A 13,423-nucleotide genomic window follows, 5' to 3' on the forward strand; every position below is an offset into this window, starting at 1 on the left:
ACCGGCCACCCCTCCTCCACAGGGGGTCGGCCGCCGGGGTTGTCCACATTTTCGCGCGGTCACGCAACGGGAGAACCTCGATCCCTCCTAGCCTCGCCGGGAGCCGGACCGTCCGGCCGGATCGGACGAGGACTCCCATGCACCAGCCCCCTTCCCCGGGTTCGCCCGTGGCACCCGGCCTCCCGCGCCACGCCGCGCCGATGCCGGCCGCCGCGCACACCGCCGTGCTCGCGCCATCGCGCCCTACGGCGGCCGCCGAGCCGGATCCCCCCATCGGTCCGTCGCGACTCGTCCCGTTCGTGATGTTCGGCGGGATCAGCACGGTGCTGCTCGTCATCGCCACAGTCCTGCGCCGGGAAACGACTCCCGCGTGGGCCGACCTGGGCGACTACAGCTGTCTCGGCGGGTGCCTGAGCGGCGTCGCCGCCGCGATCTTCGGGTGCGTCACCCTCTCCCGCGCCCTGCGGAAGCGCCGGAGGCGGTGACCGCCCGCGGTCTCAGCGCGGGGCGTGGAAACGCTGCTGCGCCGCGACGAGCCCCTCCTCGACCAGCAACTCCACGGCATCGGCTGCGTCCGAGACCAGGATGGGGAGCGTCTCGCGCTCCTTGGCGCCGAACGGGTCGAGCACCCAGTCCGCCGGATCCTGTCGACCGACGGGACGACCGATGCCCACCCGGACACGCGGGAATTCGGGCGATCCGAGCGCCTTCGCGACATCGCGCACGCCGTTGTGCCCGCCGTGCCCGCCGCCGGTCTTGAGTTTGATGGTGTCGAACGGGATGTCCAGTTCGTCGTGCACCACGACCACCCGCTCGGCATCCACACCATAGAACTTCGCGAGCCCTGACACCGGTCCGCCCGACACGTTCATGAAGCTGTTCGGCTTGGCGAGCACGAGCTTCGCCGCGCCCGGGCGCAGCCACGTCTCGACCACCCGGGCGTTGGCCTTGTGGGCGCGGAACGCTTCCCGGCGACGACCGGCGAGTTCGTCGACGACCATCTGACCGATGTTGTGCCGGGTCGCCTCGTAGCGGGGTCCCGGGTTGCCGAGTCCCACGATCAGCCAGGTGTCCGCCATGGCATCCATCCTTCCGGGTCCTCGCGCGGACCGTGACACGAAAAAACGAGGGGGCGTGATGCACGCCCCCTCGTCGATAGCGAACCGTTCGGACGGTCCGCCGAAATCAGTTGCCTTCGGCCTCGGAAGCGGCCTCGGCCTCTTCAGACTGCTCCTCGGCCACCTCGGCGTCGGCCTCGGCGATCTCCTCCTCGGCGGCGAGCGTGTCCGTCGGCACCGAGATGCCGACGATGAGCGTCTCGGGCTCGGTGACGAGGGTCGCACCGGCGGGCAGGACGAGGTCGGCGGCGGTGATCTGCGTGCCGTCCTCGAGGCCCTCGACCGAGACCTCGATGTTCTGCGGGATGTGGGTGGCCTCGACCTCGAGCGACACGGTGGTGTTGTCGAGGTTCGCGATCGTGCCGGAGAACGGCTCGCCCACGACGACGACGGGCACGTCGACCGAGACCTTCTCGCCCTTCTTCACGACGATGAGGTCGATGTGCTCGACGATCTGGCGCACCGGGTCCTTCTGCACGTCCTTGACCAGGGTCAGCTGGCTCTTGCCGTTGATGTCGAGGTCGAGCAGCGCGTTGGCGCGACGGATGAGCAGCGAGACCTGGTGACCGGGCAGCGCGACGTGCTGCGGCTCGGTGCCGTGACCGTAGATGACCGCGGGGATCTTGCCGGCGGCGCGCAGACGGCGGGCGAAGCCCTTGCCGAAGTTCTCGCGCAGCTCGGCGACGACCTTGTTGTCTTCCGACATGATGTTCTCCTCGCGGGCTCGGGTCCCGCAGCTTGTGAGCGGACGATGTCCGCGCGTATGTGGTCTGGATTCGACTCGAACGCGAGCGCGTGAGGAAAGCCGGGAGCCTTGCAACACTGCGTCGATCACGGATGCCAGGTGCACCCGCCGGGGCGCACGAGGAGACATCCCTCGCCGAAGTTCCCCGGAAGTCTACCAGCGACCCGCCCCGCATTTCGACCCGCGCCGCGGAGTGCTGCGGAGCCCCCGATAAGATCGCCGGAGGCTTTCACCCGACCGGAGGAACATCATGGACAGCGGCTTCTTCTCTCACGTCGTGCTCTGGACGATCGGCGCCGTCACCGCCGTCGGCGGCATCGCCGCGATCGGCGCCCTCTTCTCGATGGGGCGCAACGCGAACTACAAGAAGCACTGACCGCCGGCCGGGTCAGTCCTCCGAGGCCGCGGATGCCATGGCATCCCCGGCCTCTCGCACGATGAGCTCCATGGCCGTCGCCGCCTCGTCGGCGCGACCGGCCGCGATGGCGAACGCCACGTCCTGATGCCAGCGCACGGCGTGGGGGTTTGCGTCGTGCGGCATGAGCTCGTGGCGCGTCCGACCGGCGAGCACCGCCTCGACGACGTCACCGAGCGCTGCGAACATCGCATTGCCGGACGCCGACAGGAGCGTGCGATGGAACCGGACGTCCGCGGCCAGATACTCGGCCTCGTCGGCCGCCCCCTCGGTGCGGGCCATCTCCATGACCGCGGCGACGAGCGATTCGCGCTGCGCCTGGCTCGCCTCCCGCGCGGCGGCGCGCGCCGCGCGCGGCTCGATCGCTCCCCGCAGTTCGCTGAGCTCGCGCAATTGCGTGGCGCGTCCGGGGCCGGCCAGACGCCACTCGATGATCTCGGGGGCGAAGACGTTCCAGTCCGCCGCGGGGCGGACGACGACGCCGGCCTTCCGCCGAACGCTGACCAGACCGAGCGATTCCAGGACGCGCACCGCCTCGCGACCCGCTCCCCGTGATGATCCCTCCGCCAGCTCGCCGGTGACCAGACGCGATCCCGCTGCCAGGCGGCCCTGCACGATCGCGGCCCCGACCCGCGCCACGAGGGTGTCGTGCAGGGTCCCCACGGCGGGCTCGGTCGCGCTCATCCCCACATGATGACAGACGCGTCTTGACCGATCGAAGTGATTTGTCGTGCGTAAAAAGCCAATGTGTGTTTTTATGTACGACAAATAGACCGCGGCACGGATGCCGCCCGCCGGATCAAGGACGTTCATGGCCCCTCTGAACCTCACCGCCCCGCTCATCGTCGCGGCGGCGGAGACCCCCGCCCCCTCCGCCCCCGCGGGGCAGCTCATCACCGCCGCGCTCATCGGCATCGCGCTGATCGTGGTGCTCATCACGTGGGGCAAGCTCCACCCGTTCCTCGCGCTGACCATCGGCGCACTCACCACCGGCGTCGTCGCCGGCATGGCCGTGCCGGCCACCGTCACCAGCTTCACCGGCGGCTTCGGGTCGACCATGGGCGGCGTCGGCATCCTCATCGCCCTCGGCGCCGTCTACGGGAAGCTCCTCGCCGACTCCGGTGGAGCCGACCGGATCGTGGACACTCTCGTCGCGCGGGCCACCCCGCGGTCGCTTCCGTGGATCATGGGGCTCATCGGCGCGGTCATCGGCCTGCCGATGTTCTTCGAGGTCGGCCTCGTGCTCCTCGTCCCGGTCATCATCCTCGTCGCCCGTCGTTCCGGCGTCGCACTGATGAAGATCGCCATCCCGACCCTGGCGGGCCTGTCCGCGATGCACGGTCTCGTCCCGCCGCACCCCGGGCCGCTGGCGGCGATCGCGGCGCTGGATGCCAACCTCGGCCTGACCCTCGCCTTCGGCGTGATCGTCGCGATCCCCGCCGTCATCATCGCCGGGCCCCTGTTCTCGACGATCGCGGCCCGCTGGGCCCCCGTCCCCGTGCCCGACCTCTTCGTGTCGGCCGAGGAGACGGGCGACGAGCCCGCGCGCCGCCCCTCGTTCGCCGTGACCCTCGGCAGCATCCTGCTGCCCGTCGCCCTCATGCTCCTCAAGGCGCTCGCCGACATCCTGGCGCCCGCGTCCACCGACGCCTGGAAGGTCGTCATCGACTTCCTCGGTATGCCGGTCATCGCGCTGCTGCTCGCCGTCCTCGTCGGATTCGTCGTCCTCGGTCGCGGCGCCGGATTCGACCGCGCGCGCCTCACGCAGGTCGTGGGCTCCTCGCTCGGCCCGATCGCGGGCATCCTGCTCATCGTCGGCGCCGGCGGTGGTTTCAAGCAGGTGCTGGTGGACACCGGCATCGGCAAGGTGATCGCCGACCTCGTGGCGGGCTCCAGCGTGTCCGTCCTCGTCCTCGCGTGGCTCGTCGCCGTGGTCATCCGCGTGGCCACCGGCTCCGCGACCGTGGCGACCATCACCGCCGCCGGCATCCTGCAGCCGCTCACCGAGACCCTCGACGCCCCGATGACGGCCCTGCTCGTGCTCGCGATCGGTGCGGGGTCGGTGTTCCTCAGCCACGTCAACGACGCGGGCTTCTGGCTCATCAAGGAGTACTTCGGGTTGAACATCCCGCAGACTCTCAAGACGTGGACCGTGCTGGAATGCCTCATCTCGGTCACCGGGCTCGCCGGCGTCCTCGCGATCAGCGCGTTCGTCTGAGCGAAGGGAGCACGACAGCAATGGCATCCACAGCCCCCGTCCTGGTCTTCATGGGTCCCGCCGGCACCGGCAAGTCCACCGTCGCCGCGATGCTCGCCGGCCGCCTCGGATGGGATTTCCAGGAGGGCGACGACCTCCACCCCGCGGCCAACGTCGCCAAGATGGCGGCGGGGCACGCGCTCACCGACGATGATCGCTGGCCGTGGCTCGACCGGGTCGCCGCGTGGATCGACGGCCAGATCGCCGCGGGCCGCCCCGGCGTCATCACCTGCTCTGCTCTCAAGCGCAGCTACCGGGATGTGCTGTGCCGCGACGGCGTGACCTTCGTGCTGCTCATGGGCGACCCGAAGCTCGTGCTCGATCGTCTGCTGCGCCGCCAGGGCCACTTCATGCCGCCCGCCCTGCTCGCCTCGCAGTTCGAGACCCTGGAGATTCCGGATGCCGACGAGCAGGCGATCCACGTCGACCTCGACCTCACCCCGCAGCAGCAGGTCGACGCGGTCATCGCGCAGCTGCACCTCGCGCCCGCGACCTGATCGGTCCCGGACCGAGCCGATAAAGTGGCGGGGGTGCGCGACTCCCGTCCGCCCACCCTTCTGCCGCACGTGAACACGGAGCAACGAATGACGTCGACCGATCAGAACCAGGCACCGCACGAGGCCGCTCAGCACCACGAGGGCGCCCCCTCCCCCGCGGACGTCGAGCGGCCCACGGCCGACGCCGCTTCGGCCCCTGCGGGCGAGGGCGACGGCCGCGCCAACATCGGCGTGGTGGGCCTCGCGGTCATGGGCTCGAACCTCGCGCGCAACCTCGCGAGCCGTGAGGGCAACACGGTCGCGGTCTTCAACCGCAGCGCCGACAAGACCGAGCACCTCGTCCAGGCGCACCCCGAGGCGGAGTTCGTCCCCTCCTTCTCCTACGAGGACTTCGCGGCGTCGCTGTCGAAGCCCCGCACGGCGATCATCATGGTCAAGGCCGGTCGCCCGACCGACTTCGTCATCGACGAGCTCGTGAAGGTGTTCGAACCGGGCGACATCATCGTCGACGGCGGCAACGCCCTCTTCACGGACACGATCCGCCGCGAGAAGGCCGTGCGCGAGACCGGGATCAACTACGTCGGCATGGGCGTCTCCGGCGGCGAGGAGGGCGCCCTCCTCGGCCCTTCGCTCATGCCCGGCGGCTCCGACGAGTCGTGGCGGACGCTCGGTCCGATCCTGACCTCCATCGCCGCGGTCGCCGAGGGCGAGGCGTGCGTGACGCATGTCGGTCACGACGGCGCCGGGCACTTCGTGAAGATGGTGCACAACGGCATCGAGTACGCCGACATGCAGCTGATCGCCGAGGCGTACGACCTCATCCGTCGCGCCACGGGCAAGACGCCCGCGGAGATCGCCGATGTGTTCGCCGAGTGGAACCGCGGCGAGCTCGAGTCGTACCTCATCGAGATCACCGCCGAGGTGCTGCGCCAGACGGATGCCGAGACGGGCAAGCCGCTGGTGGATGTCATCCTCGACCAGGCCGGAGCGAAGGGCACCGGCGCGTGGACGGTGCAGACGGCCCTCGACCTGGGCGTCCCCGTCTCGGGCATCGCCGAGGCCACGTTCGCGCGGTCCCTGTCGAGCCACCCGGAGCAGCGCGCGGTGTCGGGCGACCTTCCGGGCCCCTCGGGCACGGACCTCCTCGCGGGCGAGGACGCCGACGCGTTCATCGAGCAGGTGCGTCTGGCCCTGTACGCGTCGAAGATCGTCGCCTACAGCCAGGGCTTCGACGAGATCCGCGCGGGTGCTGCGCAGTACGGCTGGAACATCGACCTCGGTGCGGTGTCGAAGATCTGGCGCGGGGGCTGCATCATCCGCGCGCAGTTCCTGAACCGCATCGCCGACGCCTACGACGCCGAGCCCGAGCTGCCGGTGCTGCTGACGGCCCCGTACTTCGTCGAGGCACTCGGCCGCGCGCAGGACTCGTGGCGCGGCATCGTCTCGCTCGCCGCCGCCGCGGGCATCCCCGCACCCGCCTTCAGCTCGTCACTGGCGTACTACGACGGCCTGCGCGCCGAGCGCCTGCCCGCCGCCCTGATCCAGGGCCAGCGGGACTTCTTCGGTGCGCACACGTACCGCCGCATCGACAAGGAGGGGACGTTCCACACCCTCTGGTCGAGCGACCGTACCGAGATCGAGGCCGAGGACACGCACTGACGACAGCGTTCACGAGGCGGCGGCGGGCGTTGCTCGTCGCCGCCTCGGCGCTGTACGCCGTCGGGCTCTGGTGGATGACGCTCCGCCCCACACCGTACGACGACGGCACGGCGGGAGTGCTCCGCGCGTTCCTCGCGCTGCTCGCCTCCTCACCGGTGACGGCGTGGGTCACCTTCGACGTGGTCGAGTTCGCCGCGAACGTCGTGATGTTCGTTCCCCTCGGGGTGCTGGTGCTCCTGTGGGGCGGGACGTGGGGGGTCGGCATCCTGAGCGGTCTGGCGGTGAGCGCCGCGATCGAGACGACCCAGGCACTGTTCCTCCCGACGCGCGTCGCCGACGTGCGCGACCTGGTCGCGAACACTCTGGGCGCCGCCGTCGGCGTCGCCGTCGCCGCGCTCCTCGCCCGCGCGGTCAGACTTCACAGCGAGCGCATAGCCGACGCCATAGAAAGCTCATAGATACCGGCGCACAATGAACCACATGACCGCGACCGCCAGCGCTCCCGCCTTCACCCGCCCGGACGGCAGCGCCCTCCGCGTCCTCGTCGTCGACGACGAGCAGATGCTCACCGACCTGCTGTCGATGGCCCTCCGCATGGAGGGCTGGGAGGTCCGCACCGCGGGCTCCGGATTCGACGCGCTGCAGTCGGCCCGGGATTTCGAACCGGATGCCATGGTGCTCGACATCATGATGCCCGACCTCGACGGCATGGCCGTGCTGCAACGGCTCCGCCACTCGGGCAACGACGTCCCGGTGCTGTTCCTGACCGCGAAGGACGCTGTCGCCGACCGCGTCGCGGGGCTGACCGCGGGCGGCGACGACTACGTGACCAAGCCCTTCAGCCTCGAAGAGGTCGTGGCGCGGCTGCGCGGCCTGATGCGCCGCGCCGGCACCGCGGCCACGCGCGACTCCGAGCCGATCCTCCGTGTCGGCGACCTGTCGCTGAACGAGGACAGCCACGAAGTGGTCCGCGCCGGCACCGAGATCGAGCTGACCGCCACCGAGTTCGAGCTGCTGCGCTTCCTCATGCGCAACCAGCGCCGCGTCGTGTCGAAGGCGCAGATCCTCGATCGCGTCTGGAACTACGACTTCGGCGGGCGCTCGAGCGTCGTGGAGCTGTACATCTCGTACCTCCGCAAGAAGATCGACGCCGGTCACGAACCGCTCATCCACACGGTCCGCGGCGTCGGCTACATGATCAAAGCGCCTCAGTGACCCGAGAGAAGGCGCGCCACCGCTGGACGCTGCAGTCGCGCCTGATGGTCGCGGTGATCGGCATGGTGGCGTTCATCCTGGTGATGATCGCGGTGTCCACGAGCGCGATCATCACGGGTGTCCTGCAGACGAACCTCACGGCGCAGGTCGCGGCCGCCGGCAACAACGTGGTGGTCGGGCCGACGAGCACCGCGAGCGACGTGCTCGCCGGGGGCCCGTTCCCCGATGGCACCGTGCTCGTGCTGCGCAGCACCAGCACGGGCGACACGGGCGCCTACGTCGACGGACGGTCCGTGAAGGCCCTCGACGACGAGCAGGTGAGTGAGATCCGCGACGCCGTCGCGAACGCCGTCACGACCGGGGCCTCCTCGTCCGACACCGTCGATCTGCCGGGCCTCGGGGATTACCGCATCGGCGTGCGAGGAAACCAGTTCGGGACCGTCGCGGTACTGGGACTCCCGCTCAGCCAGATCACCGCGACGATCGGCGCCATTCTGACCACCGTGGCCCTCGTCACCGCGGGCGGCCTGCTGCTGCTCTCCGCGATCATCGCGGTCGTGATCCGCGTGGGGCTGCGGCCGCTGCGCGGTGTCGCCGAGACCGCGACCCGGGTGGCCTCCATCCGGATGGATCAGGGCGACGTCTCCATCGACGAACGCGTACCGGCGGAGCAGGTCGACGAGCACAGCGAGATCGGTCAGGTCGGCGCGGCGTTGAATTCTCTGCTCGACAAGGTCGACGCCTCGCTCGCCGCCCGCCAGCGCAACGAGGAGCTCATGCGCCGATTCGTCGCGGATGCCAGCCACGAGCTGCGCACTCCCCTGGCATCCATCCGGGGGTTCTCCGAACTGTCGCTGCGCGCCATTCGCCAGTCGCAGGACGACGAGAGCCGCCAGCGCATCGCGATGGCCGTGGAGACGACGGAGCAGTCGCTCGAGCGCATCCAGGCGCAGTCGCTGCGGATGACCGCCCTCGTCGAGGATCTGCTGCTCCTCGCGCGCCTGGACGAGGGACAGGAGCTCGTCTACGGCACCGTCGACCTCACCCGTCTCGCAGTCGAAGCGGTCGGCGACGCGCGCCCCGCCGGTCCCGATCACGCGTGGTCGATCGACGTGGACGACGAGCCGGTCGAGCTGGCCGGCGACTCGGCGCGGCTCAACCAGGTCGTGGCGAACCTCCTCGCCAACGCGCGTACCCACACGCCCGCCGGCACGGAGGTCACGGTGTCTGTGACCCGCGAGGGTGACGACGCCGTGCTCCGAGTGCACGACGACGGCCCGGGGATCGATCCGGCCGTGGCCGCGCAACTGTTCGCACGGTTCGCCCGCGCCGACCGTTCCCGCGACCGGAAGACGGGCGGCACCGGCCTCGGGCTCTCCATCGCGAAGGCCATCGTCGAGGCCCACAACGGCACGATCACTGTGGACAGCACGCCGGGCGACACGACCTTCGAGATGCGACTCCCGGCGAAGCCCACCGATCCGGTCTGAGGCGGGCCCCGGGAGACCGATGACACCCGGCGTTCGAGACCGGCCATTCGCCGTCACTTCTCGGAAACGTTCGTCTCGCTAGGCTGAGCATCACCTGGGGGCCCGGGGCCTTCCCGCGGAAGTCGGGATCGAGCAATCGGAGGTATGTGATGGTTCGTGCCCGCGTGTGCGGATTCCTCGCCGTGGCCGTCATCGCATCGGTCATCTCGGCCGCCGGGGCGGCGCGCGCGGAGACCGTACCCGCACCGGTGCCCTCCGGCGGCTTCGTCGACCAGCCGGCCTTGCCCGGGGGCGGCGACCCTTCCATCATCCATCCTTCGGTACCCGAAGGCACCTTCGACCCCATGCCGACGGAGCCGTGGCCGACCGCGGTGTCGACGGTGCCGCCCGAGGCACCCGTCGGCACCGGCACCTTCGAGTCGAGCCACCCCGCCGAGACCGCCCTGCCGTACTTCCCCTCGAGAGGCGGCACGACGACGTATCGCGGCACGGACGACGAGGTGCCGCAGGACATCGCCCCCGCTCCTCGGGGTGTCGAGCCGGTGGAGGAGCCCGCGGAGACCGCCACCGCATCGCCCTCCCCGATGGTTCCCACCGCATCGCCCTCCCCCACCGCTGCGCGGGAAGGATCGGGGGAACCCGGAACGGCCGAGCCGACGTCGTCGGCGCAGAGATCGCCCGTGCCCGGCGTGCCCGGTCTGATCATCGGAATCATGCTGCTCGGCGCCGGAGTGGCGATCATGGGCTATCGCCGACCCGTCTCCGCAGCCGCGGCGAGGGCGGAGGCGCGGTTGTTCGCGAGAGGTTCCGCCGACCGCGCTCGGCGACTCCGGAGCCCTCTGCCGGTCGCCGTCATGGGTGCGTTCGCTGTGCTGACAGGCGTCGTGATGATCGGCTACGCGCTGTGGGGCTTCTCGATCTGATCGTCCGCGCCGCCCACGATCGGCGGCCCGGCGCGGCAGTCCCGCCGAACGCGAGCCGTCGTCAATAGCCCGCGAAGGCGTCGGTCGTCAGCGACTTCGCGCGGGACAGCGCGGGGGCGAGAGCCGCGATCAGCCGCGGCGGACCCGACACGTACGCCGTGCGCTGCGCGATGTCGGGGACCGCACGCAGGAGCGCCTCGGCATCCACCCGATCCGGACCGGCCCACACCCACCCCGCGGGAAGGGCATCCGGCTCGTCGCGGCTGAACACGACCACCGGGATGCCGCCGGCGGCGATGTCGTCGCGGAACGCGAGCTCGTTCGCCTCCGAGACGACGTACACCAGCACGACGTCGCGGGTCTGACCGGTCGCCGCGAGATGGCGTAGCTGCGAGACGAACGGGGTCACGCCGATGCCGGCGGCGACCAGGAGCACCGGCGAGGTCGGGCGCGCGGGGAGGATGAAGTCGCCCCACACCCCCGTGACAGCGAGCGTGCCGCCCACCGGGACCTCGGCGAGTGCCCGCTTGTACGACGACTGCGAACCGTCCTTGAACGCGATGCGCACCGTCGGGAGGTCCTCGGGCGCCGAGGCGATCGAGAACTCCCGCCGCGTGCCGCGGGCATCGGGCCGGCGGTGCGGCACGTCGAGCTCGAGATACTGCCCCGGCGAGAACGTGAACGACCGCGCGGCACGGAACGTCAGCTCGCGCACCGTCGGGGTCAGATCGCGCCGCCCCTCCAGGCGGAGTCGCACGGCGGCGCGCAGGCAGAAGAGGAACGCCACGAGGTTCCCGACGAGCAACGCCCGCTCCTGGCCGAGGGTGATCCCGCCGAGGGCGATCGGCCACCCCGCGAGCACACCGACGAGGATCGCCACGACGAACTGCTGCCGGCGACGCGGGGGCAGGGTCAGCGGCTCGGACAGCATGAACGCCCCGAGGAACAGGAACGGCGACGAGAACGCCACCTGCAGCAGCACCGCCGGAACGTCGACGGGGAACCCCGCCGCCTGGAACTGCACCGTCGTGCGCACGAACGCGACCGCTGCGGCCACGAGCCAGAACACGAACACCACCGCGAGACGGTCGGTGCGTGCCAGGAGCAGCAGTCCCAGGAGCAGCACCGGCGCAGCCAGCCACGGCGACCCGACCCACCATGCGGACGCGCCGAGATCGGGTGCCCACACGCTCACCACGGTCAGCACGGTCGCCCCCACCGCCGCCGGGTTGAAGATGTGCCGTCCGCGCCAGGCGAGCAGGTACTTCGACAGGGATGCCGCGACCCCGGCGAGCACGAGACCCGCCAGGCCCAGCGGCTCCACCGTCGGGCGCACGACGAACAGCAGGATCGCGGCCGTGATCAGCGAGGACTCCAGGCGCCGTGGCATCCGCAGCACGCTCTGCGCGACGAAGTCGGTGACGCCGCACGCGAGAGCGAGCACCACGGCGCTCACGAGGATCTCGAGCGGGTCGGGGACCACGAGGCCGGCGAACGCCAAGGCCAGCGCGAGGAGCGTCAGGACGCCCAGCGCCCCCAGCACGAGCCGATACATCGAGACGCGGCCGAGGACTCCGCGGACGCGGGTCGAACCCGCGGTCAGGGTCGCACTCATCAGAAGATCTCTCCCTCGAATCCCGGCGACCACTCCACGCGGCCGTCCGTACGCATCCGCACCCAGGGTGCGGTCCAGGCGGCCGCCAGTTCGGGGCCGCCGTCGAAGAACAGGGCGGTCGCCAGCGCATCCGCGCGCATCGCGGTGTCCGCGATCGCCCAGGTGGCCGCGTACGCCTGTACGGGCGTCCCCGTGCGGGCGTCCAGCACGTGGTGCAGTCCGTCGCCCCAGGCCCGCCGGGTGATGGCCGACGCGCACAGGGCGGCGTCCCGCACCTCCACCACGCCGATCGCGCGGGTGGGGTCGTACGGGTGCTCGAGGCCGACCCGCACCGGTGCGCCGCGCACGGCGAGATCGCCCGAGCCGTCGACGATCACGTCGCCCTCGGCCTCGGCGCGGACGACGTCAAGCACGCGGTCCACCAACCGCCCCTTGCCGAGCGCCCCCACATCGAGCGTCGCCGGGCGGGACAGCGACAGGACACCGCTCCCCCACGTCACGACGTCGCGCCAGTTCGGCGCCGCCGCCGGAGCCCCCCACGGGGCGAGCGTCAGCCGGGCGTCGTACCCGAGCCGGGCCAGGGCATCGCCCACCAGGGGATTCACCGCGCCGTGCGTCGCCGCATCGAGCTCGTCGTACAGCGCCAGCATCGCGTCGGTGTCCGGAGGCGCCTCGACGGATGCCACGCGTCCCTCCGCCAGGGAGGACACCAGCGAGTCAGCGCGGAAACGCGACCATTCGCGGTCGAAGGCGTCCACGACGTCGGCGACCGCGGCACGCGCGGCCGCCGACAACGGCTGCGCGGTCTCGATCGCCCACGCGGTGCCGATCGCGTCGAACGTCCACGCCGCCCTGGCGGCGGTCGCCGCGGTCACGACGTCAGGCCTTCGCCTCGGACTTGATCGTGTCGAGGGCCTTCATGAAGCCGCCGCTGGTGAGCGAGGATCCCGCGACCTTGCTGACCGAGATCTCGTCGACCTTCTTCCCGACGACCTCGTCCTTGATGCCCCCGATGAACTCGCTCTGATAGCGCCGGGACTCCGCCGCCTGCGGGTCACCGGTGACCGTGACGTCGGTAACCGTGTCGCCCGCGATCGTGAGGGTCACGTCGACCGTCTCGACGCTCTCGGGGGTGGCGTACTGGCCGGTGGCCTCGTACGTGCCGTCGGAGTAGACGCCGTTGGACGCCGCGGCCCCCGACGAGGAGTCGGTCGTGGCGCTCCCGCTCGGCGCCGACGATGCGGCGGGGGAGGAGGCCGATGCGGCCGGCGCGGCGGCGTCGGCGTTGCCGCCGGAGCATCCGGCGAGGGTCACCACACCGGCGACGCCCAGGAGGGCGGTGCCGATGCGGACGGGGCGGGGGACGGCGGTCGTGCGGATCATGAGGGTCCTCTTTCGGTCGTGCCTCGCGGAGCGATCGTGCTCACGATGAACACACGATCTCGAAACGGACCTGGTTCAGACCTCACCGAACCTATGAGCGCGCCCT

General features: G+C 70.9%; 15 protein-coding genes. 9 read left to right on the top strand and 6 right to left on the bottom strand.

What is annotated here, in order from left to right; translation table 11 throughout:
• Window positions 1-137 precede the first annotated feature (137 nt).
• Window positions 138-485, top strand: coding sequence for a hypothetical protein (locus BW982_RS12615; RefSeq protein WP_139327445.1), 348 nt, complete (start codon window positions 138-140; stop codon window positions 483-485).
• Window positions 486-497: 12 nt separating this feature from the next.
• On the opposite strand, the gene pth is transcribed toward BW982_RS12615, so the two are convergent.
• Window positions 498-1,079, bottom strand: coding sequence for an aminoacyl-tRNA hydrolase (pth, locus tag BW982_RS12620; RefSeq protein ID WP_076493847.1), 582 nt, complete (start codon window positions 1,077-1,079; stop codon window positions 498-500).
• 106 nt (window positions 1,080-1,185) lie between these two features.
• Complete coding sequence (locus BW982_RS12625) at window positions 1,186-1,824, bottom strand: 50S ribosomal protein L25/general stress protein Ctc (RefSeq protein WP_076493849.1); 639 nt, start codon at window positions 1,822-1,824, stop codon at window positions 1,186-1,188.
• A 289-nt stretch (window positions 1,825-2,113) separates the two neighbouring features.
• Between BW982_RS12625 and BW982_RS18610 the strand changes: the two genes are divergently transcribed.
• Window positions 2,114-2,239, top strand: a complete 126-nt coding sequence (locus BW982_RS18610; protein ID WP_303046688.1) for a hypothetical protein — start codon at window positions 2,114-2,116, stop codon at window positions 2,237-2,239.
• A 12-nt stretch (window positions 2,240-2,251) separates the two neighbouring features.
• Here BW982_RS18610 and BW982_RS12630 read toward each other — a convergent pair whose 3' ends face one another.
• Entirely contained in the window at window positions 2,252-2,962 is a 711-nt protein-coding gene (locus BW982_RS12630) for a FadR/GntR family transcriptional regulator (RefSeq protein WP_076493851.1), read from the bottom strand.
• A gap of 127 nt (window positions 2,963-3,089) precedes the next feature.
• Here BW982_RS12630 and BW982_RS12635 point away from each other — a divergent pair, with 127 nt between their 5' ends.
• The 7 genes from BW982_RS12635 to BW982_RS12665 all read left to right on the top strand — a co-directional run bounded on the left by BW982_RS12635 (window position 3,090) and on the right by BW982_RS12665 (window position 10,319).
• Window positions 3,090-4,496, top strand: a complete 1,407-nt coding sequence (locus BW982_RS12635) for a GntP family permease (protein ID WP_076493853.1) — start codon at window positions 3,090-3,092, stop codon at window positions 4,494-4,496.
• A gap of 20 nt (window positions 4,497-4,516) precedes the next feature.
• On the top strand, window positions 4,517-5,032 hold the full coding sequence (locus BW982_RS12640; protein ID WP_076493854.1) for a gluconokinase: 516 nt from the start codon (window positions 4,517-4,519) through the stop codon (window positions 5,030-5,032).
• An 87-nt stretch (window positions 5,033-5,119) separates the two neighbouring features.
• The gene (gene gndA / locus BW982_RS12645) at window positions 5,120-6,691 is read left to right on the top strand and encodes an NADP-dependent phosphogluconate dehydrogenase (RefSeq protein WP_139327446.1); all 1,572 of its coding nucleotides are present in this window, start codon (window positions 5,120-5,122) and stop codon (window positions 6,689-6,691) included.
• 29 nt (window positions 6,692-6,720) lie between these two features.
• Window positions 6,721-7,149, top strand: a complete 429-nt coding sequence (locus tag BW982_RS12650) for a VanZ family protein (RefSeq protein ID WP_076493856.1) — start codon at window positions 6,721-6,723, stop codon at window positions 7,147-7,149.
• A 22-nt stretch (window positions 7,150-7,171) separates the two neighbouring features.
• A complete protein-coding gene (locus BW982_RS12655; protein WP_076493857.1) occupies window positions 7,172-7,906 on the top strand; it encodes a response regulator transcription factor in 735 nt (244 codons plus the stop codon).
• Window positions 7,903-9,396, top strand: a complete 1,494-nt coding sequence (locus tag BW982_RS12660; RefSeq protein ID WP_368483030.1) for a sensor histidine kinase — start codon at window positions 7,903-7,905, stop codon at window positions 9,394-9,396. Before BW982_RS12655 ends, BW982_RS12660 begins: the two co-directional genes overlap by 4 nt.
• Window positions 9,397-9,545: 149 nt before the next feature.
• Entirely contained in the window at window positions 9,546-10,319 is a 774-nt protein-coding gene (locus BW982_RS12665) for a hypothetical protein (protein WP_076493859.1), read from the top strand.
• Between the two features lie 61 nt (window positions 10,320-10,380).
• Here BW982_RS12665 and BW982_RS12670 read toward each other — a convergent pair whose 3' ends face one another.
• From BW982_RS12670 to BW982_RS12680, 3 genes are read right to left on the bottom strand one after another with little or no spacing between them, the layout of a single operon-like run.
• Window positions 10,381-11,934: an FAD-dependent oxidoreductase gene (locus tag BW982_RS12670; RefSeq protein WP_076493860.1), complete on the bottom strand. Its 1,554-nt coding sequence runs from the start codon at window positions 11,932-11,934 to the stop codon at window positions 10,381-10,383.
• Window positions 11,934-12,809 carry an FAD:protein FMN transferase gene (locus BW982_RS12675; RefSeq protein ID WP_076493862.1) on the bottom strand — a complete coding sequence of 292 codons (876 nt, stop codon included), beginning with the start codon at window positions 12,807-12,809 and terminating at the stop codon, window positions 11,934-11,936. Before BW982_RS12675 ends, BW982_RS12670 begins: the two co-directional genes overlap by 1 nt.
• A 4-nt stretch (window positions 12,810-12,813) precedes the next feature.
• Window positions 12,814-13,317: a hypothetical protein gene (locus tag BW982_RS12680; RefSeq protein ID WP_076493863.1), complete on the bottom strand. Its 504-nt coding sequence runs from the start codon at window positions 13,315-13,317 to the stop codon at window positions 12,814-12,816.
• Window positions 13,318-13,423: the final 106 nt, after the last annotated feature.

It is taken from the genome of Microbacterium sp. RURRCA19A (assembly GCF_900156455.1).
GTDB lineage: Bacteria > Actinomycetota > Actinomycetes > Actinomycetales > Microbacteriaceae > Microbacterium.